The organism is Bacillus sp. FSL R12-0074, assembly GCF_038005725.1.
GTDB classification, from domain to species: Bacteria; Bacillota; Bacilli; order Bacillales; family Bacillaceae_G; genus Bacillus_A; species Bacillus_A mycoides.
The window spans coordinates 2,174,408-2,200,166 of the sequence record NZ_JBBOTR010000001.1 but is presented as its reverse complement, the minus strand read 5'-3'; the positions used below and the strand labels follow the sequence as shown (position 1 = coordinate 2,200,166).

The 25,759-nt window shown below is 34.3% G+C and carries 26 protein-coding genes and 1 pseudogene; 5 read left to right on the top strand and 22 right to left on the bottom strand.

Annotated elements, in window-relative coordinates; genetic code table 11:
- Positions 1-149: 149 nt before the first annotated feature.
- From NSS97_RS11555 to NSS97_RS11545, 3 genes are all read right to left on the bottom strand, one after another.
- Entirely contained in the window at positions 150-1,043 is an 894-nt protein-coding gene (locus NSS97_RS11555; protein WP_044441895.1) for a mechanosensitive ion channel family protein, read from the bottom strand.
- A 304-nt stretch (positions 1,044-1,347) separates the two neighbouring features.
- Positions 1,348-2,478, bottom strand: coding sequence for an RNA-guided endonuclease InsQ/TnpB family protein (locus tag NSS97_RS11550; RefSeq protein WP_044441898.1), 1,131 nt, complete (start codon positions 2,476-2,478; stop codon positions 1,348-1,350).
- Entirely contained in the window at positions 2,438-3,076 is a 639-nt protein-coding gene (locus tag NSS97_RS11545; RefSeq protein WP_044441900.1) for an IS607 family transposase, read from the bottom strand. Before NSS97_RS11545 ends, NSS97_RS11550 begins: the two co-directional genes overlap by 41 nt.
- Before the next feature lie 603 nt (positions 3,077-3,679).
- On the opposite strand from NSS97_RS11545, the pseudogene NSS97_RS11540 reads away from it, so the two are divergent.
- Positions 3,680-3,799 (top strand): annotated as a pseudogene (locus NSS97_RS11540) (NUDIX hydrolase); the annotation flags it as partial.
- A gap of 34 nt (positions 3,800-3,833) precedes the next feature.
- On the opposite strand, the gene NSS97_RS11535 reads toward NSS97_RS11540, so the two are convergent.
- The 9 genes from NSS97_RS11535 to asnB all read right to left on the bottom strand — a co-directional run bounded on the left by NSS97_RS11535 (position 3,834) and on the right by asnB (position 12,474).
- A complete protein-coding gene (locus NSS97_RS11535) occupies positions 3,834-4,382 on the bottom strand; it encodes a cysteine hydrolase family protein (RefSeq protein WP_341112585.1) in 549 nt (182 codons plus the stop codon).
- A gap of 566 nt (positions 4,383-4,948) precedes the next feature.
- The gene (locus NSS97_RS11525) at positions 4,949-5,437 is read right to left on the bottom strand and encodes a hypothetical protein (protein ID WP_002031720.1); all 489 of its coding nucleotides are present in this window, start codon (positions 5,435-5,437) and stop codon (positions 4,949-4,951) included.
- A 260-nt stretch (positions 5,438-5,697) separates the two neighbouring features.
- Positions 5,698-6,345 carry a nitroreductase family protein gene (locus NSS97_RS11520; RefSeq protein WP_002012699.1) on the bottom strand — a complete coding sequence of 216 codons (648 nt, stop codon included), beginning with the start codon at positions 6,343-6,345 and terminating at the stop codon, positions 5,698-5,700.
- 98 nt (positions 6,346-6,443) lie between these two features.
- Positions 6,444-7,319 (bottom strand): D-amino-acid transaminase, encoded by an 876-nt coding sequence (dat, locus tag NSS97_RS11515; RefSeq protein ID WP_107887469.1) that lies wholly within the window; start codon positions 7,317-7,319, stop codon positions 6,444-6,446.
- A gap of 132 nt (positions 7,320-7,451) precedes the next feature.
- Positions 7,452-8,414: an ABC transporter substrate-binding protein gene (locus NSS97_RS11510; protein WP_002127211.1), complete on the bottom strand. Its 963-nt coding sequence runs from the start codon at positions 8,412-8,414 to the stop codon at positions 7,452-7,454.
- A gap of 218 nt (positions 8,415-8,632) precedes the next feature.
- Entirely contained in the window at positions 8,633-9,634 is a 1,002-nt protein-coding gene (locus tag NSS97_RS11505) for an N-acetylmuramoyl-L-alanine amidase (RefSeq protein WP_088039317.1), read from the bottom strand.
- Positions 9,635-9,740: 106 nt separating this feature from the next.
- Positions 9,741-10,076 carry a hypothetical protein gene (locus NSS97_RS11500; protein WP_081085969.1) on the bottom strand — a complete coding sequence of 112 codons (336 nt, stop codon included), beginning with the start codon at positions 10,074-10,076 and terminating at the stop codon, positions 9,741-9,743.
- Between the two features lie 45 nt (positions 10,077-10,121).
- Positions 10,122-10,481, bottom strand: coding sequence for a GNAT family N-acetyltransferase (locus tag NSS97_RS11495; protein WP_002085863.1), 360 nt, complete (start codon positions 10,479-10,481; stop codon positions 10,122-10,124).
- Positions 10,482-10,572: 91 nt separating this feature from the next.
- Positions 10,573-12,474, bottom strand: a complete 1,902-nt coding sequence (gene asnB, locus NSS97_RS11490) for an asparagine synthase (glutamine-hydrolyzing) (RefSeq protein WP_002012706.1) — start codon at positions 12,472-12,474, stop codon at positions 10,573-10,575.
- Between the two features lie 217 nt (positions 12,475-12,691).
- On the opposite strand from asnB, the gene NSS97_RS11485 reads away from it, so the two are divergent.
- Positions 12,692-13,159 (top strand): Hsp20/alpha crystallin family protein, encoded by a 468-nt coding sequence (locus NSS97_RS11485; protein WP_002012708.1) that lies wholly within the window; start codon positions 12,692-12,694, stop codon positions 13,157-13,159.
- Between the two features lie 36 nt (positions 13,160-13,195).
- Here the strand turns inward: NSS97_RS11485 and NSS97_RS11480 are convergent, their stop codons facing one another.
- Positions 13,196-13,783 carry an SCO family protein gene (locus tag NSS97_RS11480; protein WP_002031708.1) on the bottom strand — a complete coding sequence of 196 codons (588 nt, stop codon included), beginning with the start codon at positions 13,781-13,783 and terminating at the stop codon, positions 13,196-13,198.
- Positions 13,784-14,118: 335 nt separating this feature from the next.
- On the opposite strand from NSS97_RS11480, the gene NSS97_RS11475 reads away from it, so the two are divergent.
- Entirely contained in the window at positions 14,119-15,093 is a 975-nt protein-coding gene (locus NSS97_RS11475) for an MBL fold metallo-hydrolase (protein ID WP_107887468.1), read from the top strand.
- A 188-nt stretch (positions 15,094-15,281) separates the two neighbouring features.
- Here NSS97_RS11475 and NSS97_RS11470 read toward each other — a convergent pair whose 3' ends face one another.
- The 4 genes from NSS97_RS11470 to NSS97_RS11455 form a co-directional block, all read right to left on the bottom strand.
- Positions 15,282-16,124 carry a DegV family protein gene (locus tag NSS97_RS11470; RefSeq protein WP_107887552.1) on the bottom strand — a complete coding sequence of 281 codons (843 nt, stop codon included), beginning with the start codon at positions 16,122-16,124 and terminating at the stop codon, positions 15,282-15,284.
- Positions 16,125-16,277: 153 nt separating this feature from the next.
- Entirely contained in the window at positions 16,278-16,529 is a 252-nt protein-coding gene (locus NSS97_RS11465) for a DUF2535 family protein (protein ID WP_002012715.1), read from the bottom strand.
- A 328-nt stretch (positions 16,530-16,857) separates the two neighbouring features.
- Positions 16,858-17,601: a twin-arginine translocase subunit TatC gene (tatC, locus tag NSS97_RS11460; protein ID WP_012260868.1), complete on the bottom strand. Its 744-nt coding sequence runs from the start codon at positions 17,599-17,601 to the stop codon at positions 16,858-16,860.
- A gap of 53 nt (positions 17,602-17,654) precedes the next feature.
- Positions 17,655-17,834, bottom strand: coding sequence for a twin-arginine translocase TatA/TatE family subunit (locus NSS97_RS11455; RefSeq protein WP_002012719.1), 180 nt, complete (start codon positions 17,832-17,834; stop codon positions 17,655-17,657).
- A 209-nt stretch (positions 17,835-18,043) separates the two neighbouring features.
- On the opposite strand from NSS97_RS11455, the gene trhA reads away from it, so the two are divergent.
- Positions 18,044-18,700, top strand: coding sequence for a PAQR family membrane homeostasis protein TrhA (trhA, locus tag NSS97_RS11450; RefSeq protein WP_002085872.1), 657 nt, complete (start codon positions 18,044-18,046; stop codon positions 18,698-18,700).
- Positions 18,701-18,737: 37 nt separating this feature from the next.
- On the opposite strand, the gene NSS97_RS11445 is transcribed toward trhA, so the two are convergent.
- The 5 genes from NSS97_RS11445 to NSS97_RS11425 form a co-directional block, all read right to left on the bottom strand.
- Complete coding sequence (locus tag NSS97_RS11445; RefSeq protein ID WP_002141628.1) at positions 18,738-19,457, bottom strand: lysophospholipid acyltransferase family protein; 720 nt, start codon at positions 19,455-19,457, stop codon at positions 18,738-18,740.
- A gap of 111 nt (positions 19,458-19,568) precedes the next feature.
- On the bottom strand, positions 19,569-20,204 hold the full coding sequence (locus tag NSS97_RS11440) for an FMN-dependent NADH-azoreductase (protein ID WP_044441917.1): 636 nt from the start codon (positions 20,202-20,204) through the stop codon (positions 19,569-19,571).
- Between the two features lie 237 nt (positions 20,205-20,441).
- Complete coding sequence (pbpC, locus tag NSS97_RS11435; RefSeq protein ID WP_341112570.1) at positions 20,442-22,427, bottom strand: penicillin-binding protein 3; 1,986 nt, start codon at positions 22,425-22,427, stop codon at positions 20,442-20,444.
- 155 nt (positions 22,428-22,582) lie between these two features.
- Positions 22,583-23,071 (bottom strand): dihydrofolate reductase, encoded by a 489-nt coding sequence (locus tag NSS97_RS11430; protein ID WP_044441921.1) that lies wholly within the window; start codon positions 23,069-23,071, stop codon positions 22,583-22,585.
- 19 nt (positions 23,072-23,090) lie between these two features.
- Positions 23,091-24,047, bottom strand: a complete 957-nt coding sequence (locus NSS97_RS11425; RefSeq protein ID WP_107887466.1) for a thymidylate synthase — start codon at positions 24,045-24,047, stop codon at positions 23,091-23,093.
- Positions 24,048-24,245: 198 nt separating this feature from the next.
- On the opposite strand from NSS97_RS11425, the gene NSS97_RS11420 reads away from it, so the two are divergent.
- Positions 24,246-25,703, top strand: a complete 1,458-nt coding sequence (locus NSS97_RS11420) for a serine hydrolase (protein WP_341112565.1) — start codon at positions 24,246-24,248, stop codon at positions 25,701-25,703.
- Positions 25,704-25,759: the final 56 nt, after the last annotated feature.

The following is a 25,759-nucleotide window of genomic DNA, read 5'->3' as shown; positions in this document are numbered from 1 at the left end:
TTATAACATTAAGAAATTTCAAAATACTACAAACAAAAAAGAACCGAATTCCTTCAGCTCTTTTTTCGGAGATATCCCATACAGTTCATTCAAATCTACTGATTTACAAATCTAAATTCTAAACCAAAACAGAAATTAGCTAGTTTTCATTAACTGTCTGATAAAGATTGTCCCACATGGATATTCTGTAAACTTTCAGTGTTAACGAACATATTCGCTGCTGGCATTTGCACTTGATTTTTATGGAAAATAGACATTAATTCAAATCTTACTTGTCTAGAAGTTTCAAAATAATCTTCCGGTTTAATCAAACCTGTAATACAAAATTCATATCCAACATATTTAAGGTTAGGATTTAAGTCTGTAACTCCAACATATTTAAATGGTTCAACAGCTTCATCATCTACTCTATAAAGACCTTGATCCAATTTTTCATTACAAATAACACACACTTCTTCTAACAATTCCTTAACTCTTGTAGGATCTTCCTGATAACTTACTGTGATGCGTTCAATAACTCGCATCCATCCTTTATTAAAATTTTGTATCGTTCTAATCTCTCCGTGTGGTATGGTAAGGAGTTTTCCTGACCATTCACGAATTTGCATAAAACGAACACTAATTTCCTCAATGGTTCCTGAATTTGTTCCGTTAAAAGTAACAAAATCGCCAACACGGAACTCTTTGTCCGCTAATCTTGCGAAGCCTAATATTACATCTTTTAGCATCTGTTGTGCAGCAAAACCGATGACAACTCCCGCTATCCCTGCACCTGCAATAATACTTTTTATATCTACAAATTGACTAATTAAATATATGATAAGACTGATGATAATGATATACCTAAAAATAGATCGAATTACACTTTGAATTGTCTGCTCTACCTCTTCATCAAAAAAGCTTGATTTTCTAAAAAACCAATCAATAATTCGATTTATAACAAAAGAAATAATGATAAGAACTAAAGCAAATAGTAAAAACCTTAAAAGTAAAAATTCCCTTACATAATTAAAAAACTCTTCAGTATACGTTAATAAACTCATCCATCCACTTCCTTACTAATAAAAATTTCATGCAGAGCTAATCTATTGTAAATACTTATTGATTATCTCAAAATTTGCTTTCGGAACCTCTTTTACCCTGACCTTTCATTTTACTTTCTTAACTATGTATTTGTAGTCCTAGTTCATCTTCAACAATATAACCGATACGATAAACTTAACTAAATCTATACAATTCAATCAAATTTACACAAGTTAGTGCTTCAAAGTGTTCTCGCAACCCCGAAGGGACGAGGGGTATAACACTCCACACGAGGCAGTATCGTTACCTCATATTATCAAGCAATTATTTTACCCATCTTGATAAATTTATCGCAGCATTCAAATCTCTATCGTGATGGCTATTGCACCCAACACAGTTCCATTCACGAACCTTTAAACTCCACTGTCCTTCTGGTTGAACTGAATGGTCGTATTTAACTCCACAACTTGAGCAAATTTTGCTTGAAGCGAACCATTTATCAGCTTTTACATATTCAATGCCGTACTTCTCACACTTGTATGATAAACATTGAAAGAAGAAGTTTAATTTTTGAAATGAAAATGCTTTCGATAGTTTTTTGTTTTTTAACAGGTTTGAGATATTTAAGTCTTCCACAACAATCCTCATTGGTTTGGTTTTCACCAATTTAGCTGTTGATTGATGGATATGGTTATTTCGGATATTCGTAATTTTCCTAGATAACCGAAGGTGCTCAGTTTTAGCTTTTTCATATCCGGCAGATTGAAATTTCACACCTTTTTTAAATCTCCTAGACATATCTCTTTGCGCTGACTTTTTCCTTTTCAAAAGTTTTTTAACCTTAGCATCTTTGTTTATATTTCGTTCTTTCGTACCATTAGAAGCTACAAACAACTCTTTTAAACCAACGTCCACACCAATCGATTCATTGGTTAGTTCTTGTGGTTCGAATTCTTCTTTGAACCCTACACTAATCCACCAGTGACGACCATCAAATGTAACTCTTGGATTTGATGGTTTTTTGTTTCTTGGTAGTTGTTGGCTTGTTTTCACTTCTCCAATAGACTGAATATCAACTACTTTCTTTCCTATAATCAGTCTTTCATAATTGACATAAAATCCTTGGATTAAATCTTTTTTGGTTTTATAAGAAGTGTGATAGCCATTTTTGTACTTTTTGAACGAATTTTTTCGCGCCTTGTCAAAATCTTTTGAAGCCTGTTTTGGAACTTGTGCGTTGATGTCATTTAACCACTCATATCGCTTTCGCTTCTTGATCTTTGTAAATCGTTTCTGTAAATCTAACTGTGAAACAGATTTTCCGAATAGCTTATAGTATCTATCACTCATTCTTTTACAATAGTTATAAGCAAACCTTGAAGCTCCAGCATGATTTCGAAGCACTTTTTCTTGTTCAGGCGTTGGAATCAGTCTGACTTTCTTCGCCAATATCATCAGAAGTCAACTCCTTAATTATCTGTTTGGTCTTTTTAGAGCGCTTGCCTTGAAGTTTACAACTAAATACTGTAATGATCTGAACAAGGTCTTCTACGACCTCCTGTTCTTCTGTCTTAGTAGTATTGTCAATTACTTCAATCGCTGTTCCGTGTAGTTGACAGATCTTTTCAACCAACTCATAACCGAACCTCACAAGTCTATCTTTGTGCATGACAACAATTTTTTCAACCTCATTGTTCTCAATGCGTTCAATTAACTTGTTAAAGCCTTTTTTCTTATAGTTGATTCCAGAACCAATATCTTCGATAATTTCAAATTGATAACCTCGCGCGATAAGATATTGCTTCATTCTATCGACTTGTCTTTCTAGGTCGTTTTTTTGACTCGAAGAACTGACTCTACAATAGCCAATTACTGTGCGATTATTTGGGCGCTCCCCTTTTAGATACTGAAAGATTTGTTCTTCTGAATAGTAGCGTGTTCCACCAGCAGTCACCTTTTCAGGTACTAATTCACCGCTTTTGTGCATTCTCCTAAGACTACTAGGATGCAACCCTGTTAATTCCGACACTTGACTAACTCGTAAAAATTTCATCACTATTCTCACCTCATTGGATTTACCATAACACATACGTTCGATAGATTAAATGAGATTTGATAGATTTGATAGATTTGATTAAATTTATCTTGTTCAACTAAAGGCGCAATCCCTTGGCCAGTTCTCTTATGAACTTCTCGCGTTTTCACATGAGCGCAGACTATATGTTTATCTCTTTAGAGATAGAGGATTTTTCCATCACCATAGGCTTGTGATGTACTCTCGTCAGTTATACGAGATAGTCGTTGAACGTTCATCTTATCAATTTTAACTTAGATGATTCGATGTGGAAGCCCCATTGTTCTAGTGTTTAGAATTTAACCTTGCACCTTCTGATTGATTTTTTCTGCTTTCGCAACATTCACGCTCACCATTTCTAGCCACGTTGTAGTTCAAACAGCTTTAGGGATTGCCCGCAGTTAACCCTCACTACTAGCCAATCACTTGACTAGCAGGGCTTACTGATTGATATATTTAATTAACTTTAGTTATAATTGGTTAAATAAATCGTAACAGTTAGTTACCCTTTTTAATCCCCTAAAGGGATATTACAATAGAATTTTTTATAGACGACTTTCTTTTAATTCCGCAATACTCACCTCGTTAAAAGCAGACGGAGTTGAATCATAACATGTACAATTTTTTGATTTAAATGGGCTACCAGAAAACATTAGCCCTTTCATTAAAAAGTTAATTCAACAGCAAGTCGTCTCTATTTAAATGTGAAAAAGAGACCTTTTGAAGGCCTCTTTTTTCACTTCACTTCTGCATTTAAACAAGATTTAAAATGTCCAAGTGCATATTCATGTCCTTGCGCATTAAAAGATGCTACTGCTTTTTCATAAACCACAATTTGAAACCCTTTGTTATAAGCATCTACTGCTGTATGAAGGACGCAAATATCTGTACATACACCTACAAGATGCACTTCCACTATTCCTCTTTCTCTTAGCTTCATTTCTAGATCCGTTCCTGCAAAAGCACTGTAACGTGTTTTGTCCATATAGTATACATTCTCTGCATTTTTATATTTCTCGCATACATCTTGTAATTCACCAAATAAGTCTCTTCCATTTGTACCTGCTATATTATGAGGTGGAAACAATTTCGCTTCTGGATGATATACATCATTGTCTTCATGTTTATCGATCGCAAATACTACGTAATCACCTTTTTCAATAAATTGTTTCGTTACACTTACAAGTTCCTTCTCAATTTCTTGACCTGGTTTCCCGCATGTTAAAGCACCTTTTTCAGCTACAAAATCATATGTATAATCAATATTTATAAGAGCTCTTTTCATAACTACAATCTCTCCTTCTTCTGTTTCACAGTAAACAATAGAAAATTTGTTATTACGACATCGTATGTACTATTCGACATTTCAAATGAAATCCCTACATTTCCAACTCAATACTTACCTTAATCCGAGTTTATCATAAAGCGAAACTTTAATCATAGGGCGGTATTATCCTTCACCAATCGGGCTTTTACGGGCAAGTTGATCTCCCACCTAACTTCCTCGCATGTGCCGAATTTTCAAGTGGGGTTCTTATTGGCCGTTAAGGCGGGATAAAACCGATACACAATGACAAAACATACAGCTCCAATTAACAAGTCATGAATGTGATAATTGAGCGTAACTTCAACCGCCTCTTGTAAAGTAAACCAAATGACCGAAAACATTATAATAAATAAGAAAATACGAATAACTCGTTTCAAACTTTCAATTCCTTCCTCTTACATGATAGTAAAGAATAAGTTCTTTCTATTCATTCGTACTAGAAAGTGAAACAAATTATTCTCAATGACATAATTCAATCCAAACTAAAAAGTACACTACTTTTGAGTAATGTACTTTTTTCCATATTAAGACGCAGGCTTCGTTTCAAACTGAGCTTGATTCAAGCTAATGACTTTTCCTTTTGGGTCATTGTTTTCAAACTGAGCTGCGGTAATCGTATGACTACCTGTCTCAAGCGTCTTTTCTTTTAATTGTACTGTTGTCTGTGTTGTACTAGTTACTTGATGTTTATCTGCAAATATTTGATCTACAAATACAAATGTTTCTTTATCGTTTTGAAAATTGGAAAGTTCTAATTCGACTTGCTGAATTAAAGTATCCTTTTTTATGAATACAGTTGGTATATTGCCATTTTCAGAAGTACCATCTGGAGTAGTTACTTTTACTTTCCCTTCTCCGATTGGCACTGCTCCTTCAGGAAATACGACCATATTCTCATCACTTGCATTTACAACTTGTTCTTCCTGGTTTGACTGTGCATCCTCTTTTTCCTTTGGAGTACCACAGCCTACTAATAACAATACAGACAATCCAGCGATTATGAATTTCTTCAAAATTCATTCCCCCTGTTATTTCATTATAATTTATTATACAAAAATAACTTCTTGATTTTAAAACTAGTTTTTAACACTTTCATGAACAAATATTAGCTTGCTCACGATTACTGTACCATACTTTCATTTTAAGAACATTAATTTTTTTAAAGAAATAAATAGTAATTCCACTCTATTCATCATTTTAGCCCAATTCACTAAAAAAATATCCATTCAAAATAAAAAGACATTGTCATTTCAATGTCTTTTCTACATAACATTTAGAAAATAAATGTTGTAATCTCATCAACTTCTTTTCGAGAAAGTTTCTTCGGCTTATCTTTCGGAAACCCGAGTGAAATTACCATATTAATTTGTTTTTGAGGCTCAATTTGTAAATATTGTCGCAGTTCATCTTGAGCTAATAATACAGGTCCTGTCATTGGACAAGTACCCAGTCCTCTCGCATGTGCAGCCAACATTAAGTTTTGTGCTGCTAAACAGCTACTCTTAATTCCTTCCTCTTCCCATACTGAATCAGGAACGAAGGCAATTGGATCAAATATCTTTTCACGAAACTTTGATTCATATGGTGTTGCCAAACATACGATTAATACTGGCGCCTCAGAGAAAGCTGTCGCATATGGACCGAAAGAACGTGTAAGTAATTTCCCTGCTTTCTCTTCTCCATTTTCTGCTGCTTTTGCTGCAAGTTTATGTAATGCATCCCATGTCATTTGTTCAATTTCTTTAATTTTCTCTCGGTTCATAATGACCAAGAACTCCCACGTTTGTGAGTTCGTATCACTCGGTGCATAACGAGCACAATCAATAATTTCTTTTATATCACTAGTGGATACTTCTTGTTCTGTAAACTTTCTAACACTTCGTCTACCGTGAATTACTTCTTTAAAATCTTCATAATTCATATATTAAATCCCCTTTTTACAGCGTTTTCAAAACTTGTCCTATGGTTGAATTATATCATGAAAAAAAGCTGGGGGAATACCAGCTTTTTCCCTCATTATTAATTTGTCACTTTAAACAAACTAATACTTTCTTCATATGCAGCTTGTAGTTTTTTCGTAATTGGTCCTCTTTCGCCGCTTCCAAACTTCTCATCACCAATTTGAACAACAGGGAATATTTCAAGTGGTGTCGCTGTAAAGAAACATTCGTCAGCCTCGTATACTTCTTGCAATGAGAATTCACGCTCTTCTACTTCAATATGTAAAGCTTTCGCTAATGTAATAACGTAGTGACGAGTAATGCCGTGTAGAATGAAATTATCGGCCGGATGTGTAATTAATTTATCATTTTTCACCATAAAGAAATTCGAATGACACCCTTCTGTTACAACTCCATCTCGTACTAATATCGCTTCTTGATACCCTTGCTCGTTTATTTTATTTTTAATCATGATATTAGGTAGAAGGTTTAAAGATTTTATATGACAGAACTTCCAGCGTATATCCTCTTCTACAGTAACCTTTATTCCTTGTTCCATAGTAGCGGTAGGTCTTGGAAACAAAACAATATTCGCAAAATATGTTGGCTGTAAATCTTTTTCATACACATGATTTCGAGCTTGAGCTCCACGTGATATTTGAAGATACACATTCCCATCCTCTTGAAATTGATTTCTTTCAATCATTTGATGAAGTTCTTCAACTAACTCTTCCTTTGTAAACGGCGGAACAATATTTATTTCCCTCATAGATTTAAAAAAGCGTTCCAAATGTAAGTCTAATAAATGAGGCTTCCCATCGTATAGCCTAAATACTTCATATATGCCATCACCAAATTGGAGTCCTCGCTCTTCCAACGCAACCATCGGCTGTTCTTCCTTCGTATTCACAATTCTTCCGTTAAACAAAATCCAATCTTTATGAGTAGCTTTCATTCCTTTCCACTCCTTTATTCCATGATTGGTTTTATTGTACAACTTATCCACACTTAAAAGAAGGAATTTTCTGTATTTAAATAAACAAAAAAAGTACATCACCTATTTAAAGTGATGCACTCAACCATTCATTTATTTCAAAAAATATTTTTCAATATCATCTAGCATTAAGTTTGCAGCTTTAATACCGCCTGCTGTATTCCAAATTACTTCATCCACTTGGAATACTTTATTGTCTTTAGAAGCCTGCAGCTGCTTAAAGAGTGGGTCTTCTGTCCATTCTTTTGCTAACGTGGTTCCTTCGTTATTCTTATCTGCATCTTTATCAGATGTGAAGTAGAATATGTAGTCCCCATCCATATTCGGAATTTGCTCTTTTGTAATTCCTTTTATCGCAAACTCATCTTTATCTTGTAGTGGTGGTCGCTTAAATCCAATATCATTTAAAACAGCACCTGAGAATGAGTTTTTCTGATAAATACGAACGTCACCTGGTACGAAGCGAATAATAGAAACTTTAGAATTCAATTTATCTCCTAACTTCTCTTTCATTCCTTCAATACGCTTTTTATAATCTTCAAGAGCCTTTTGCCCTTCTTTTTCTTTATTTACAGCTTTTGTATAGAGTGTAAAGTTTTCTTTCCAATCCCCGCGCAATGTTTCAGCGTACACAGTTGGTGCTATTTCATTCAATTGCTCATATATTTTTTCATGACGCATTTTATTCCCGATAATTAAATCTGGCTTAAGCTTCATAACTGCCTCTAAATTAATATCACGCTCAGTACCTACAACTTTCGTATCTTTTAAATCTTTCGCTAAATGAGGATACCATTCATCACCAGCACGTGGTTTTGTAGTTCCAACTGGTGTTACTCCGACAGCTAAAAGCGCCTCCGCACCCTCATTTGTTAAAACAACTACTTTTTTAGGTGTACCATTTACTGTTGTTTCACCCATTGCATGCTTTACAGTATACGAATCTTTTGCTTTAGCCGATGTATCATTTTCTTTTTTCTCTTCTTTGCTACACCCTGCGATTATTACCATAAGTATCATAATGCAGAACATAAATATTTTTTTACTATGTACCATATGTCCTCCCTAGATGAAATCGATTATCATTAATAATTAAAGATTAATGTATATTACATACATTGTCAATGTATGTAATATACATTTTAGATTCTATCCGCTATTCAAATGTTTATTTTTAAAATAAAGTGTATAAGTATGAAAATAATAAACGTTCTTAAAATGCGTATCTACGTTATACATAAATACGCATTCATATTACATTATAAACTCATTTCCTAATATTGATTATATTTAATATATGATGGATCATTATACACCCATTGATTTCCACCAAGGTTCAACCAACCGTTTTGATTAATATACACTAAATACGATTCAGGATTATTTAATTTACGAATAACTGAAGAAGATGTTGATGGACCACTTCTTAAGTTCACATTCGTTCCTTTTATATAAGCGACACCAATTGGACTTCCATCACTATTGCTCGTCTTTACAAAATTAATGTACGAAGGGTCATTATACACCCATTGTCCATTTCCTAAGTCTAACCATCCGTTACTTTCCTGATATACGACATACGATTCTGGGGCGTTTAGTTGACGAATAACTGAAGAAGACGTTGATGGGCCACTTCTTAAATTCACATTTTTCCCAAGTATATAGGCAATCCCCTTCGTTTGTGGTGTTGGCTGTGGGTTTGGAGGTTGTGGATTTGGAGGGTTCGGATTTGGAGCTACTCCAAAAATAGCTGCTATTCCGTTTGCATACGCTTGGCTTAGATCTTCGATAAATTGTGGATTTTTCAATAAATTAGCATCAAACGTTGTATCAATAAAGGCAGTCTCTGTTAAAATTGCATCCATTGCAGTCTCTCTTAGTACCGCATAATTTGCTTTTTTGGCTCCTCGGTCACGAAGACCGTATTTTGTTAATACAGGATTGACTGCTGCATGCATTTTTTGTTGCTTTTCATATGCGGAACTACTATTAGATAGCGCGTTGTAAATATAACTTTCAAATCCAGTTCCACCGCCACTATTAATGTGAAATGAGATAAAATAATCTGCACCAAATGAATTAGCAATATTAGCACGTTCTGATAAAGAGATAAACACATCACTATCACGTGTCATTTTAATATTGATTGGATAATTTGCAGATAAAATATCTCGCACACGTCTAGCAATTTGAAGTGTTAACTCTTTTTCCACTAACCCATTACCAACAGCACCAGAATCATATCCACCATGCCCTGCGTCTATAACAAGTTTCATATATCTTTTTCGTTCCTTTCTTTATTGTAATAAGCTTTCATTTCTACTCGTCCTATTTTATGTTAATTGTACAAGTTCCGTTACAAGTACAAATAAAAAAACCCCCTTATGTAAGGCGGTTTCTATCGCTTTGCTTTAGCCAATTTAAAATGAATATATACGATTGATAATGGATGTAACGTATGCAAAATAAAAGAAATAAAAGAAATATCCCACCGCCGCTATATAGCAACCCAAACTTCAAAAAAATGTTCAAAAGAGGTGGGAAATACGTCATGTTTTGCAATACAAATAGCATACAAAACAAAATTAAAAATACGGGAATATATTGTAATTCATATGGTCTTCTCTTCTTATACATTCTTTTCCGAATAAAAGTCTGGCATAGTTCTGCTACTATAAAACAACCTCCAACTAATACAAGACCAGAAGTTATCGTCATACGTCCACCTACCTTATATTCATATCATCACCTAATCAATATTCACTATATTTTCTTTACATATATTCCATTTCCCTCAATAAAACCAGATCCCTCTATGAAAGATTTAGCTTGTTCCGTAAACATCTCTTGCAATACTTTTATTTCTTTCACATTTCTCTGTTTCATCATTTCTTCAAATGTAAAATACGTATTTGTCCCGTATCCATAACCTTGATAATCAAAATGAATAATTAACTGTGACAAAATAGCACTCTCTTCTTGAACGCTATAATCTATTACGCCAATATATGTATCATCAACTTTTACACAATACTGAACCTTTTTCTCATCTAAGCTGTGTGAATGAAACATTTCTTTTACAGCGCTTTCATTTTCTGTATTTACTTTCTCAAACGTAATCATATGTTGTCCATCCTTTTACTATTATTGTATCAATAATAAATGCAATTTATGAAAAAAACCTTAAGATCGAATGCGACCTTAAGGTTTTTTATTAAACTAAGCTATACGCACGCTTTGTTTCTTCGTGGAACTTATTCGTATCGTATTTATGCTCAACATAAATTTGATGCCATACCATAAACGCAAGTACAGTCCAAATTTTACGGCTATAATCGCCTTTATCTGCACAATGTGCTTCCAGTAAGTTTAATACATACTGTTTTTCGATTAAATGCTCAGTTTTGCTTTCTTTAATAATATTTACAGCCCAATCGTGCATTTCATCTTTTAACCAGTGACGAATTGGTACTGGGAATCCAAGCTTTTTACGATCTAACACGTGATCCGGAACAATTCCACGAGCAGCTTCACGTAATATAGCTTTCGTTGTTCCATTTGCAATTTTAAATTCTGTCGGAATTTTAGATGCAACGTCAAATACTTCTTTATCTAAGAACGGTACACGAAGTTCTAATGAATTTGCCATCGTCATTTTATCAGCTTTTAATAAAATATCGCCGCGTAACCATGTGAACATATCAATGTACTGCATTTTACTTACATCATCATAATCTTTAATTTCGTTATACAATGGTTTCGTGATATCCATATAGTTAACACTTTCATCGTAATACTTCATTAATTCAGCTTTCTCTTCTTCACGGAAGATTTTCGCATTTCCATAGTAACGCTCTTCGATTGGCGTACATCCACGCTCTAAGAAGCTTTTTCCTTTAAACCCTTCTTTAAGAGCACCACTTAATGCCTTTAGAACACTCTTTCCTGGGCTAGGAATGTAAGAGAACATTTTTAACGAGTTTGGCTCACGATAAATGTTATATCCACCAAATAGCTCGTCTGCACCTTCACCAGAAAGAACAACCGTTACATGTTTACGCGCTTCTTTCGCAACGAAATACAATGGTACAGCTGCTGGATCCGCTAAAGGATCATCCATATGCCAAATGATTTTTGGGAACTCATCCATAAATTCTTGCGCTGTAATGAATACGTTATGGTTTTTAACTCCTAATTTCTCAGCAGTTTCTTTCGCAACATCAACTTCACTGAAACCGCGTTGTTCGAAACCAATAGAGAATGTTAATAGATTTGGATTCATTTCTCTTGCGATAGAAGCAATAATAGATGAATCGATACCACCAGATAAGAAAGAACCTACTGGTACATCACTACGCATATGTACTTTTACAGAATCGTATAATACATCACGAATTGCTTGGATATGCTCCTCTTTCGTTGCGCTTGAAGCGTTGAAATAAGGATTCCAGTAGCGATGGATTTCCATCTCTTTACCGATTTCTTTTACGAAGTAATGACCAGGCTCAATTTTGTTAACATCAATTGTTAATGTTTCTGGCTCTGGACCATATTGGTACGTAAAGTAGTGTTGTAGTGACTTTGGGTTTACCCCTTTGTCTTCCATTACATGCATAATACTTTTCTTCTCAGATGCGAAGAATGTAGTATCACCTTGTTGTGCGATGTATAAAGGCTTAATACCGAAGTGGTCACGTGCACCGAAAAGTGTCTTTTCTTCACGATCCCAAATCATAAATGCGAACATACCACGAAGGTAGTCTACACATTTTTCTTTCATATGTGCATACAATGCAATGATAACTTCTGTATCAGATTGTGTAGCAAAAGTTGCACCTTTTTCAAGTAACATTTCACGTAGTTCTACATAATTGTAAATTTCACCATTAAAAATAATTACATATCGATCATTTTCATAAGTTAACGGCTGATGTCCTGCCTCTAAGTCAATGATACTTAAACGGCGGAAGCCAAATTGTACATGTTCATCACGAAAATATCCTTCGTCATCTGGACCGCGGTGGAAAATCATCGTGTTCATATTTTCAAATTGATGTTTTTCTGTTTCTGAAAACTCTCTAGGGTTTTCACATAAACATCCTACAAAACCACACATACTTCTTACCCTCTTTCAGTTTTCATTCTGTCTCAATACTACTATATCAACCCTATTTATACTAGCATAATCAACTGAATATGGCGACCAAAAACTATAAAAAACTCACTCCATTTCACATTTTTAACATTTTTTTATGAAAACATGAAAACTAGGCACTCACCTTTCTCCGCTTTTGTCATATGATATTGCAAATTGATTTCTAGGAGGTAATACCATGAGTGAAGAAAAAAAAGATTCTTCTCGCCCACCAGTTCGTAATTATTTAAAACAAATTGATGATTTTTTCGAACAAACGCCTCTTCGTGGCGTAATTGCTGATTTAAATCATTTTTTCCAAAAAGGAAACCGTTTATTAACATTCCCAGTAGATTTATACGAAGTTGGTGACGAACTCGTCGTTACAGCCGAACTACCAGGTATACAAAAAGAACAAATTCAAATTGAAATACAAAGCGAATACTTAAAAGTCTCTGTAAAAGAAGATATACTTGAAGAGACGGAAGAAGAACAAACATCTCATAACTATTATCGCCGAGAACGTTCCATTTCAGAAGCGTCAAGAATTATTAAGTTACCATATTTAATTAATAAAAAAGCAACGAAAGCTTCTTATCAAAACGGTGTATTAGAAATTCGCGCACCGAAATTACCACAACAGCATGACATATTATCCATAGACTGAATACTAATAAAAGAAGGGTGCTTAGCACCCTTCTTTTTAAGAAGCTAATCGCTTCATATCACGTATAATATCTTCGTATGGCGTATTGCTAATGCCGCTATATTTTTTCATTACTTTTCCATTTTGATCGACTAAGAAAAATGATGTACCGTGTATTACTTGCCCATTCTCTGGTTTATCTACAAGCGACTGGAAGTTATCTTTTGAAAACTTTGTAATATCCTCCAGTGAATAACCAGTTAACAAGTTCCAGTTACTTGTATCCTCTGTAAACTTTTGAATGAATGCTTTCAAATTTTCTGGTTTATCAAGTTCAGGGTCTACACTAAACGAAACAAACTGAACGTCTAATTTCTCTTCCTTAGCCATTTTCTGTAATTTCGCCATATTAGCAGTCATTGGCGGACAAACTGTTTGACAGTTTGTAAACATGAAATCAGCTACCCAAACTTTCCCTTTTAAATCTTTTGTACCAAACGGCTTTCCTTCTTGATTTGTAAATTGGAAAGTTTCCAAATCCCAGTTTAACGGTTTACGGAGTTTTGCCCCTGAACTGCTACAACCTGCAAGTACAAAGAGACAAAATACAACCATAAGACCAATTAACTTTTGATAACGCTTCATTATTAAACCTCTTTTCTCTATCCTTAATTTATGTAAGTTATGTATATCATAACAAAAGTAAACACTATGAGAAAATTGTTTACATCATTTGTTCACGAAATCGTACGAATTTACGTATGTTACTTCTTTATTTCAAGCGAATTACTAGACAAAATATATTTTACTACTATTATTTCTCTAACCATTATTTGCGAAACGAAGTTCATTGTTAAATTTGTAAATAAATCCCCCTATTTTTTTACAATTACTTAAACATTAATCCATGTTAAACACTGTATTCCTTAACAACATTTCGGTACAATACAACTACAACGATTTTAAATGAGGTGATGTTCATGGCAAAGCGCTATGAAAATATGGATAATGCAAGTACAAAAAAATCAATTCGCGCCTTCTTACGTTGGCGTAAAGAGAGAAAGCAAAACAAAAAAGACTTTTCTTTTCTAGTAGAACAATCACCTGTTAAACAAAGTAAATTTCTACTAAATAACTTTGAAAAAACGACTGTCACATGGATTGGTCATTCAACTTTTCTCATTCAAACGAACGGCTTAAATATTTTAACAGATCCAGTATGGGCAAATAAATTAAAGTTAGTTCCACGACTTACTGAGCCAGGGCTCACTATAAAAGAACTACCTAAAATCGATATCGTTCTTATTTCACACGGTCATTACGATCATTTAGACTTTTCATCTCTTCGTCAACTAAATGATGATACCTTATACCTTGTTCCTATTGGGCTAAAAAAATTATTTACTCGTAAAAAATTCACCAATGTAGAAGAATACAATTGGTGGGAAAGTACAACAATTGATGAAGTCTCTTTTCACTTCGTACCTGCCCAGCACTGGACGAGAAGAACATTATTTGATATGAACACCTCTCACTGGGGAGGATGGATCATTGATAATATGACTTCTTCAGAAACCATTTATTTTTGTGGTGATAGTGGTTATTTCCAAGGATTTAAAGAGATCGGCAAACGTTTTTCAATCGATATTGCACTTATGCCAATTGGTGCCTATGAACCAGAATGGTTTATGAAAGTGTCTCACGTTTCACCAGAAGAAGCTGTGCAAGCGTATCTAGATATAAAAGCTACACATTTCATTCCCATGCACTACGGTACTTTTGCTTTAGCAGATGAAACACCAAGGGAAGCAGTAACACGACTACGAAATAACTGGAATTTACGAATGCTACCGTGGGAACAACTACATGTTCTCTTTTTAGGTCAAACTTTCACGTATAGCCCTATTGTCCCAGATAAAGAACCAGTAAAAATCACAGAAACTTCTCATGTATAATAGTACTAATTTTTGCGAGTAATTTATCATATACTTTAAAAAATTGAAAAGGGTGTTTTTCATGAAAGATTATTTACAGACTCGCTATATAATTAGCGGTAGCGCCTGTATTGCCCTTCTCATTTCTTATTTTCTGTCCTGAAATAATAAAAAAGCTACTTGAAAATTCATTTCAAGTAGCTTTTTTATTACTCTGCTAAATACATAAAACCAATTGCTCCTGGTCCTGTATGAGTACTGATAACTGGTGTTGTAAAGAAAATCTCTGATTGAGTGAATCCATTCACTTTTTCAACAGCAGCTTTTACACTTTCTGCTAAAGGAATTGCTTTAGCATGTGGAATCGCAACAGCTTTCACCACTTTTCCAGCAGTATCTTCCTCGAATAGTTTAGCCAACGTTTTTACAATCTGCCCTTGGCTACGTACTTTCGTTACCGGATTATATACGCCGCCTTCTAAACTTGCAATAGGTTTAATATTAAGTAATGAACCGATAAAAGCTTTCCCTTTACCGATACGTCCACCCTTCACTAAGTTCTCTAATGTATCTACGACAACATATAAACGAGTATTCTTTCTTACTTCATCAATACGTTTTAAAATATCTTCTAGTGAGCATTCTTCTTTTGCCATTTTTGCAGCTTCAATTACTTGATATGCTAAAGCATGTGTAATAAATTGAGAATCAACAACTGTTACTTTCGTATCTGTCATTGATGCAGCACTATTCGCTGTTGCGACAGTACCGCTCATTCCACCTGTCATATGAATAGAAAGCACTTGGCTTCCGTCTTCGCCTAGCTTGTCATACATTTCTACAAATGTACCCATAGCCGGTTGTGATGTTTTTGGTAATTCTTCTGATTTAATCATTTCTTCAATAAATTCATCCGGTTGCAAATCTACACGATCTAAGTATGTTTGTCCATTTACAGAAATAGATAATGGTAGAATATGAACATCATACTTCTCAATCACTTCTTGAGATAAATCTGCCGTTGAATCTGTTACAATTTTAATTTTTTGCATATTATATTCTTCCCTTTCCAATACGCTCTCCCTGTTATTATACTAGTATTCCCGAGGCTTTCAACAATTTCGAATAAATTTCACCAAATTAATTATATTTTTATACCTAAAATGAAAAAGACAGAGCCTACCTAACTCTGTCCCTGCTGTGTATTATGCATTCTTTTCAAGAGTATTTGTCTTATATACATTTGAATAATCATTCCACTTCAAACAACTTTGTAAATATTCACGGAAAGAGTACGAGAATCTTGGGTTTTTATGTTTTTGAATTTTTGCAATAAACAATTGAAGACGAGACTGAATTAGAAACGCTAATGGATGCTGTGTTTGTAGGACAGGGATTTCAAATATTTTAATACAATTCCCTGTTGCATGAGTGAAATAAAAACTTTTCGTAATCACAATATCAATCCTCTTTTTCGTTGGATTTTTGAACTTCCTCCACTTTATTCTTTAACACGTTTTTTAGTGTAGGTTTCCTATGAATACTAAAATATCCTTAAGCTGCCCCATTTAGAAGTTAATACTTCATTTATATCCACCTAATTCGAACCCTGTCCTATATATCCTTTGAGACGGGAGTCTTATTACCCATATATAGCTTGATAACTTCAGTATAAACTTATAAAAATGAAAAGTTTGTCTAAATTTTGGAGATTCTATAATTTTTTCCTTCTATATATTGTATACAATTATAGCTAGAGTATAACAAATAAATTAAAAAGTGCCTTTATAACGAGGCACTTTTCGACTGTATTTCTTCTTCTCTTTTCTGTTTTCGTTTACTAACTATCTTTGATAAAGCGATACTAATTTCATAAATACAAATAAGCGGTACCGCTACTAAACTATGTGATAAAAAATCTGGCGGCGATATACATGATGCAATTATAATCAACACGACATAAGCATATCTTCTTATTTTCTGAAGAAATTCTGCCGTTAGAAGACCTATACTCGTTAAAAACATAACAACTACAGGTAATTCAAATATAACAGCAAACGGAACTGTTAAATTTAATACGAAATGAAAATATTTTTCCGTTGTAAACATCGTATTAAACATCTCATTACCAATTGTAGTTAGGAAATGAAATAAAAATGGCATGACGATAAAATAACCGAAAGATAGGCCTGCTATAAATAATATAGACAATACCGGTATATACATTAATGTCATTTTTTGTTCATTGGGATGTAAACCTGGTTTTACAAATAACCAAATTTGTATCGCAGCAAAAGGAATTGTACAAACGATAGCAAATACTGTAGCAATCGAGAAAAAAATCCACAACACATCACTTGGACCGAGAACAGTTAATTTCATTGGTAAATCTTTTACAAGCCAAAAATAAATATCCTTCGTAAAAGTAAATCCAATAATTAAAAATAATACAAAGGATAATACTGTATATATTACTCGTTTGCGAAGCTCAACAATATGTTCTACTACGCTCATTTCCCGATCTTCCATCTCGTTCACCACACTTTATTTATCCATTCCGAGAAAAACTTCAGCATATTCTTTTATTTATTTTTTTCTTTCTCTTGAAATGCCTCATCAGTCAATTCTTTTGTTGATTTTTTAAATTCTTTTAACGTTTCCCCTAAAGCTTTCCCAATTTCCGGTAACTTTTTTGGGCCAAATAAAATTAACACTGCTACTAAAATTAAAATTAACCCTGGAAAGCCGATATTTGAAAACATTTCCCCATCCCCTTCATAAGTAGATTCCTTGTCCTACTATTCCATAAGTTCATTTTGTCAAAAAATTTCGTAAACGTCAATGTATCCGTTGTCTTTTGTCAAAAAAATTCAAAAATATAATTAATTAAATATCATTTTCTATTCCTTTTGTATATGATATGGTTAAGGAAAATATAACTTATCTCAATACAGTGAAAGGGATTAACATTATGACGCAAAAAATTAAAAGAATGACCCAATTTGTAAAAGAAGAAATTGCGAATGCAATTACCCATGGTATCGGTGCCATTTTAAGCATCCCTGCCTTAATCATATTAATTATTCACGCTTCCAAACATGGCACAGCATCTGCTGTTGTTGGCTTTACCGTTTATGGCGTAAGCATGTTCTTGCTATACTTATTTTCTACACTGCTACATAGCATCCATCATCCAAAAGTAGAAAAGTTATTTACCATTTTAGATCACTCCGCCATATATTTATTAATTGCCGGCACGTATACACCATTTCTACTCATTACACTGCGTGGCCCGCTCGGTTGGACTTTACTCGCAATTATTTGGACCCTTGCGATTGGTGGCATTATTTTCAAAATCTTCTTTGTTCGTCGCTTTATTAAAACATCAACATTATGTTATATCATTATGGGTTGGCTCATCATCGTTGCCATTAAACCCCTTTATGAAAATTTAACCGGTCACGGCTTCTCACTACTATTAATAGGCGGCATTTTGTATTCTGTCGGAGCTATATTCTTCCTTTGGGAAAAGCTTCCGTTCAATCATGCCATTTGGCATCTCTTCGTACTAGGCGGTAGTACAATGATGTTTTTCTGCGTACTGTTTTATGTCTTACCCGCAGCATAAAAAAAGTTTCAGCTTGTTTAAGCTGAAACTTTTTTTATTACTTATGTAATTGAGATGCAATAATATCTTTTGTATGCTGGGTTAACTCTTTAGCATCCATACTTGCATATTCTTCAGGTGTAATTGGCTTAGAAATTGTTAATGTTGCATGAGCTGGTTTCATACGATTTCCATTAGCCTCAAACATCTTATATGTACCATCCAAAGTTACTGGTAATATAGATACGCCAGATTTTACAGCAAGGTGAAAACTCCCTGCTTTAAACTCACCGATTTCGCCACCCTTACTTCTCGTTCCCTCTGGAAAAATCACGATAGAATGCCCGCTCTTTAACAGTTCAATTCCATCTTTAATTGCCTTAAGAGATTGACGACGATCGCTGCGGTCCATAAACACACAATTCATTAGTTCCATCCATGTTGGCACAACCGGAAACTTTTTAATTTCCGCTTTTGAAACGAATCCAATTGGCTTATTTAAGTAACCTAGTAACACAGGAATATCCATATTACTTTGATGATTACTTACAACTAGCACTGGCTTGTCTTTCGGAACATTTTCAAGTCCCTTTACTTCTACAGTCGATCCAGTTACACGCACCATTTTCTTACCAAACCAGTTGGTTGTTTTATACACAACACTATCTTTTTCTTGCGGTGACATCGCATTTGCTTTTCTTTTTATACGCCACAACCTTGGTGTAATCGCAATTACGATTAAAATTAAATAAAAGATTTTAAAAAACGTTTGAATCATACAGAACCCCCACCTATTATCATTCCGACCTTCATTATACTAGACAAACGAAGGAAAAAGAAGAAAAAATGTCCAAACAACAAGTGTTTGGACATTTTGAAGTTTTCTATATTAGAAACGTTTTGCTAATTCGCGTGCACTTGCAATTGCTGCTTCTTTAATGTCTTGTGCTTTTTCAGGATTTGCATTCATTCCTTCAACTGCAATATATTCAGTGTCTGATACACCCATGAATCCTAATACTGCATTTAAATGATTGCGACCGAAGTCCATAGATGCGTATGCTCCTTCAGAGTAAACGCCGCCTGTAGCTTGAATATGAAGTGCTTTTTTTCCTTCTAGTAAGCCAACTGGACCATTTTCAGTATATTTAAATGTTTTACCTGCGATTGATAAGTTATCTAAGTATGCTTTCACTACTGCTGGGTAGCTGAAGTTCCACATTGGAGTCACGAATACATAACGATCTGCATGCATAAATGTTTCTAAGTTATTGTTCATTGCTGCAACTTTTTGTTGCTGATTTTCACTTAAAGCTTCGAATCCTTCGCCTGCTGCAAATTTACCCCAAGCAGCGAATACGTCTGCATCGATTGCTGGTACAGTTGTATTGAATAAATCAATTGTTACAACTTCGTCTTGTGGATGTTCGTTTTTATATGCTTCGATAAAAGCTTCCCCTACTGCCATACCGAAAGAACCTTCTGCTGAATTTGGATTTGCTGTAATAAATAGTAATTTTGTCATTATATTATCTCCCTTTTTCTAATTTATCTTTAATTTGAGATTTATTATTTTATAGTAAATAACTTACCTTATGTAAGTATGATACAAAAAGTTTTAATGGATGTCAATAAAAATAGCTACTTTTTTTCGTAAGTTAATAAGTTATATTATTTCAGTTAGTTTTTGTATATAAATATTAAGGTTTTAATCAAATAAAAAACTATCTCCATATTTCATGGAGATAGTCTTCTTCAATTACTACTTTTGAAAAACATGTTTCACTTTTTCAGCCGGAATATTACTTCCACCTCTACCTTTTACATCTTCAATCATCATTGTAATGACCATATCAGGTGAATTTAAATCAAACGCAGCGAACCAACCTAGTTCTTTTCCTTCTGCCTCTTTTGATACTTTTAATTCTGCTGTTCCTGTTTTACCAGCAAGGGTCATACCATCAATTTTCGCAATTTTCCCCGTACCATCTGGATCGTTAATTACTTTCGTTAAAGCCGTTTTCAATATATCTTGATTTTCTTTAGAAATCACGTTCTCTTTCCAAGTTTTTGGTTGTTTATCTGTTTTAATAAGATACGGTGACGGAATCTTTCCATCATTTACAATCGGTGCATACGTTAAAGCTAAATGAAGAGGAGTCATTAAGACTTGTCCTTGTCCATATCCTGTATCTGCCATTTGAATATCATTTTTTATGCCATCATTTGCGATTTTAGAAGCTGGGAATCCGTATTCAATTGGTAATTTCTCATCAAATCCGAATTTTTTCGCCTCAGCCATAAATTTATCTTTTCCAATTTTCAAAGCTTCTTGTGCGAAATAAATATTATCCGAGTATTTCATTGCCTTATCAAAATCAATCGGATTTGCATCTTTTACACGTGTTACGTAATAATTGCCCCAAGAAGAATCTTTCGTCCATTCCAGTCCTTCAATTTTCAATTCTTCTTTTGGATCGATTGTTTTTGTTTCAAGACCAATTGCACCTGTAATTGGCTTAAATACAGAACCTGGTACCGATAATTGTGTAAATCGATTCGTCATCGGTTTTTTCGGGTCATTATTCCAAGCCTCGCGCTGTGCTTTTGATGTTCCTCGTGCAATTAAATTAGGATTATAAGCTGGACTACTTACAAGAGCAATTGTTTCTCCACTTTTCGGATTAATTGCCGCACTTGAACCAGCTTCTCCTTTCATTTCATTATACGTTTTTTCTTGAACAACACTATCGATAGTTAAAGTTACATTTTCTCCATCAACAGCATCTGTTTTTGCTAAATTTTTAATTTCTTTTCCTTGTGTATCTTCCATGAAGACACGGCCACCTTTTTTCCCGCGTAGCTGTTCTTCCAATACTTGCTCTAATCCAGCCTTACCAACTGGTTCATCGGCTTGATAGCCTTTCTTTTGAAGCGTTTTTAAATCTTCAGCATTTACTTTTCCGATATAACCAGTAAGATGCGCTGCTGCTTCCCCTAACGGATATGTACGAACATTTACAGGTTTTGCTGCAACACCAGGTAAATCAATATACATATTTTGCGTTGTCCCTTCAGGTAAAATTCCAATTGGTACAAGATACCCTGGTTTTACCCATTTAGCAGCTAGTTTTTGATCAATTTCTTCTACAGACATATTTAACAACTTCGCTACTGCTTCTTTCGTTTGCGGAGCAGTTTCATCTAATTTTTCTGGAACAATTCCAATCTCAGAAGCTTTCCCATTCGTCGCAAGACCTTTTCCATTACGATCATATATTTCACCACGTTTTGGTTGTGTTGTTTGCATACGCACTTTACTATCTTTTGTCATGCCAGGGAAAATGAAATCAGGTGTCCAATCTATTTTCCAAGATTCTTTATCTCCATCTTTTTCTTTCACCATTTTTGCTTCATGACCAAAAGTGATTTTACCACCAACTGTATCCATGCTTACTTTAAAAGGAACAGGGCCTTCATCTTTTTTATCTTCTTTTACTTCCCCTGTTTCTACCTTTAAGTCTTTCACTTCAATACCAGAATAAATTTTTTCATATTTCTCAGTAAACTCTTTCTTTGAAATATCTTTTTTTGCATTTTCTGATAATTGATCGTACATATCTGCAAATTTTTGTTTATTCCATGCTTTTACATATGTATCAAACGCTTCTTGTGGTTTTTCTTCTTTACCACATCCAACTAACATGAATGTTAAGCAAAGAAAAAGAATCCCCCATATTTTTCTCAACTGATTCTCCTCCTTTTATTACATGGCGTACTTCTAACGATTTATAGCATTCTATACATGCTAACTCTCATTATAGCACTATCGAATCCCATCTATAAAGATACATCTGATAATATAAATAAAAAGATTGATGTGAATGCTCACATCAATCTTTTTTATTGTTGCTTTTCATAAATATGATAATAGTACGTGTACGGATTTTTTTCATCCGTTAAGCCCTTCTCCACAAAAACTTCTTTCCAATCAGTCATATCCATTTCCGGGAAGAATGTATCTCCATCAAATGCATGATGAATCTTTGTTATATACAACTTCTCTACATACGGTAAGAATAAATCATAAATTTGCGCTCCTCCAAAAATAAAGATTTCTTCTTCATCTTTGCATAGCTCAAATACTTCTTCCACAGAATGAGCAACTTCACAACCTTCAACATGATAATCACCGTTACGCGTTACAATAATATTACGTCTTCCAGGCAATGGTCTACCAATTGCTTCATAGTTCTTTCTTCCCATTATAAGTGGGTGACCCATCGTCGTTTTCTTCACGTACTGTAGTTCACTCGGTATATGCCAAGGTAATTTATTATCTTTACCAATTACTCTATTTTCGTCCATTGCGACCATAAATGAAACAATCATTTTGTCATCTCCTCTACAATTACACTGCAACCGGTGCTTTAATCGCTGGGTGTGGATCATATCCTTCAATCGTTAAATCTTCCATCTCAAAATCAAACACAGATTTCACATCTGGATTTAATGTAAGTTTCGGGAATGGACGTGGTTCACGTGCCAATTGCTTTTCTACTTGTTCAAAATGATTTGTATAAATGTGTGCATCTCCAATTGTATGAACAAATTCTCCTACTTCAAGACCACATTCATGTGCAATTAAATGTGTTAAAAGTGAATAGCTTGCAATGTTAAATGGAATGCCAAGGAATATGTCACCGCTTCTCTGATATAACTGACAAGAAAGCTTTCCATCTGCTACATAAAACTGGAATAGCGTATGACAAGGCGGTAAAGCCATACTTGGTACATCTTCAGGATTCCAAGCAGAAACAATTAGACGGCGTGAATCTGGCGTTTTCTTAATCATTTCAATTACATCTTTTAATTGATCAAGTGTCTCACCAGCTGTCGTTTTCCAAGCACGCCACTGCTTTCCGTATACGTCTCCTAAATATCCAAATTTCATTGAGAATTCATCGTCTTCTAAAACGTTCTTTTTAAACAATTCCATTTGCTCATTGTATTGCTTCTTAAATTCCTCATCTTGTTGTGAGCGAAGACCGAAATCTGTCATATCAGGGCCAGTATACTCATCGCTTTCTACCCAGCTCTTAAACGCCCATTCATTCCAAATATTATTATTATGTTGCAATAAATAACGAATATTTGTATCACCTTTCATAAACCAAAGCAGTTCACTTGCTACTAGGCGAAATGGCACTCTCTTTGTCGTTAATAAAGGAAATCCTTTACTTAGATCGAAACGCATTTGATATCCAAATACAGATACAGTACCTGTCCCTGTACGATCTTCTTTCTTCGTACCGTGCTCCATTACATGACGGCATAAATTTAAGTATTCATATTCAGCATGTTTCATATGTAGAAAAACCTTCTTTCAATCGTATATGAGATTTATCATAACATGAAAAACATCGAATTTAATAATCCAAATTAATAAAAATTCTTTCAATATTTCTTACAAAATTATTAACTTTCAATATTAAAAAAGGTTTTCACTTTTCTATTACAGAAAGTATAGTGCGGAACATAAAAATTATATTTGGAGGTTGGAAGCATGTCTAAAATCAAAACTCCTGTTTTAAGTACGTTACAACATAAGGTTGAGAAGATGATGAAGGATTTACATGTTCCTGGAGCGGCTGTAGCTGTTATAAAAGATGGTGAGGTAATTATTTCAGAAGGTTTCGGCTATCGTAACATAGAGAAAAAAGAGGCTGTTACTCCGCAGACACGATTCGCAATCGGTTCTGCGACGAAAGCATTCGGTACGCTTTCATTAAGCTTATTAGCACAGCAAAAAAAGTTTAATTGGGATACTCCTGTCCAAACTTACGTACCTAACTTCTCTCTATCCGATATGCTCGCTAACTCGCAAGTTACAGGACGAGATTTAGCTTCTCATCGTACTGGGGTAAGTCGTCACGATGCTCTTTGGTACAGTTCTTCCTTAACTCGAAAAGATCTTGTTGAAAAAATAAAATATTTATCACTTGATGCACCGTTCCGCACAGCATTTCTTTATAACAACTTAATGTATGCGACAATTAGTTATATTGTAGAAAACATTACGAATCAAACGTGGGAGCAATACGTTACAGAACATATTTTAGAACCTTTAAATATGAAGCATACAAACTTCTCTGTTAAAGACTCACAAAATACAGATAATTATGCATTACCTTACACTGAAGATAATGGTGAAATGAAAGAAATTCCATTCCGAAATATTGATACAGTTGGAGCGGCTGGATGTATTAACTCTACCATTGAAGATATGGCAAAATGGGTTTTGCTTCATTTAAACGAAGGAAAAACAGAAAATCATGATTTGATTTCTACTGAACTACTCCAAGAAATGTATACACCACACACTCCAATCCCGGATCAGCCAATGTTATCAACAAGTGAATCACCATTAAATAGCTATGGACTAGGTTGGTTTATTAGTGCTTACCGCGGTTATAAACTTATTCATCATGGTGGTAATATTGATGGATTTTCTGCACTTGCGTCATTTATGCCCAACGAAAATATCGGTATTATCGTATTAACAAATTCAGGGCAAACTGTACTCCCTACTTATATTACAAAACATATTTACGACGAACTTCTCGGACTAGAATATATTGACTGGCATGAACGCGCTGTAGAAGATAGTGAAAAAATGAAAGAAATGATGAAAGAGGCAACTACATCACTTCCCGAACCAATAAAAGGGACTACCCCTTCTCATGCATTAGATGACTACACTGGAACTTTTGAGCATCCCGCTTATGGAACACTGAAAGTATACAAACAAGATGATTTCCTACATGTACAATTTATGGATATGGAATTTCAGCTAAAACATCATCATTACGACATCTTCTCAGCATCAATTAGTTTGTTCCAAATGAAAATGGGGCTTTTATTCGCTTATGATATGAATGTAAATGGTGAATTCCCGACTCTTCAATTACACTTACCTGCAACTTTAAGTACTCAGCCTCTTACATTTACGAAAATTAAATAGAGGGAAGATTACTCTTCCCTCTATTATTTTGCAATCAGAAATTTACCTTGCAGCCT

What these genes read in the sequence shown, in the direction of transcription:
- tatC (WP_012260868.1), bottom strand. Translation starts at nt 17,601, where the DNA reads ATGGAAGATCGGGAAATGAGCGTAGTAGAACATATTGTTGAGCTTCGC.
- NSS97_RS11500 (WP_081085969.1), bottom strand. Translation starts at nt 10,076, where the DNA reads ATGACGATAACTTCTGGTCTTGTATTAGTTGGAGGTTGTTTTATAGTA.
- NSS97_RS11545 (WP_044441900.1), bottom strand. Translation starts at nt 3,076, where the DNA reads ATGAAATTTTTACGAGTTAGTCAAGTGTCGGAATTAACAGGGTTGCAT.
- asnB (WP_002012706.1), bottom strand. Translation starts at nt 12,474, where the DNA reads ATGTGTGGTTTTGTAGGATGTTTATGTGAAAACCCTAGAGAGTTTTCA.
- trhA (WP_002085872.1), top strand. Translation starts at nt 18,044, where the DNA reads ATGACGCAAAAAATTAAAAGAATGACCCAATTTGTAAAAGAAGAAATT.
- NSS97_RS11535 (WP_341112585.1), bottom strand. Translation starts at nt 4,382, where the DNA reads ATGAAAAGAGCTCTTATAAATATTGATTATACATATGATTTTGTAGCT.
- NSS97_RS11470 (WP_107887552.1), bottom strand. Translation starts at nt 16,124, where the DNA reads ATGCAAAAAATTAAAATTGTAACAGATTCAACGGCAGATTTATCTCAA.
- NSS97_RS11445 (WP_002141628.1), bottom strand. Translation starts at nt 19,457, where the DNA reads ATGATTCAAACGTTTTTTAAAATCTTTTATTTAATTTTAATCGTAATT.
- dat (WP_107887469.1), bottom strand. Translation starts at nt 7,319, where the DNA reads ATGAAAGCTACTCATAAAGATTGGATTTTGTTTAACGGAAGAATTGTG.
- NSS97_RS11495 (WP_002085863.1), bottom strand. Translation starts at nt 10,481, where the DNA reads ATGATTACGTTTGAGAAAGTAAATACAGAAAATGAAAGCGCTGTAAAA.
- NSS97_RS11510 (WP_002127211.1), bottom strand. Translation starts at nt 8,414, where the DNA reads ATGGTACATAGTAAAAAAATATTTATGTTCTGCATTATGATACTTATG.
- NSS97_RS11485 (WP_002012708.1), top strand. Translation starts at nt 12,692, where the DNA reads ATGAGTGAAGAAAAAAAAGATTCTTCTCGCCCACCAGTTCGTAATTAT.
- NSS97_RS11425 (WP_107887466.1), bottom strand. Translation starts at nt 24,047, where the DNA reads ATGAAACATGCTGAATATGAATACTTAAATTTATGCCGTCATGTAATG.
- NSS97_RS11520 (WP_002012699.1), bottom strand. Translation starts at nt 6,345, where the DNA reads ATGAATTATGAAGATTTTAAAGAAGTAATTCACGGTAGACGAAGTGTT.
- NSS97_RS11440 (WP_044441917.1), bottom strand. Translation starts at nt 20,204, where the DNA reads ATGACAAAATTACTATTTATTACAGCAAATCCAAATTCAGCAGAAGGT.
- NSS97_RS11550 (WP_044441898.1), bottom strand. Translation starts at nt 2,478, where the DNA reads ATGATATTGGCGAAGAAAGTCAGACTGATTCCAACGCCTGAACAAGAA.
- NSS97_RS11555 (WP_044441895.1), bottom strand. Translation starts at nt 1,043, where the DNA reads ATGAGTTTATTAACGTATACTGAAGAGTTTTTTAATTATGTAAGGGAA.
- NSS97_RS11475 (WP_107887468.1), top strand. Translation starts at nt 14,119, where the DNA reads ATGGCAAAGCGCTATGAAAATATGGATAATGCAAGTACAAAAAAATCA.
- NSS97_RS11455 (WP_002012719.1), bottom strand. Translation starts at nt 17,834, where the DNA reads ATGTTTTCAAATATCGGCTTTCCAGGGTTAATTTTAATTTTAGTAGCA.
- NSS97_RS11505 (WP_088039317.1), bottom strand. Translation starts at nt 9,634, where the DNA reads ATGAAACTTGTTATAGACGCAGGGCATGGTGGATATGATTCTGGTGCT.
- NSS97_RS11430 (WP_044441921.1), bottom strand. Translation starts at nt 23,071, where the DNA reads ATGATTGTTTCATTTATGGTCGCAATGGACGAAAATAGAGTAATTGGT.
- NSS97_RS11480 (WP_002031708.1), bottom strand. Translation starts at nt 13,783, where the DNA reads ATGAAGCGTTATCAAAAGTTAATTGGTCTTATGGTTGTATTTTGTCTC.
- NSS97_RS11420 (WP_341112565.1), top strand. Translation starts at nt 24,246, where the DNA reads ATGTCTAAAATCAAAACTCCTGTTTTAAGTACGTTACAACATAAGGTT.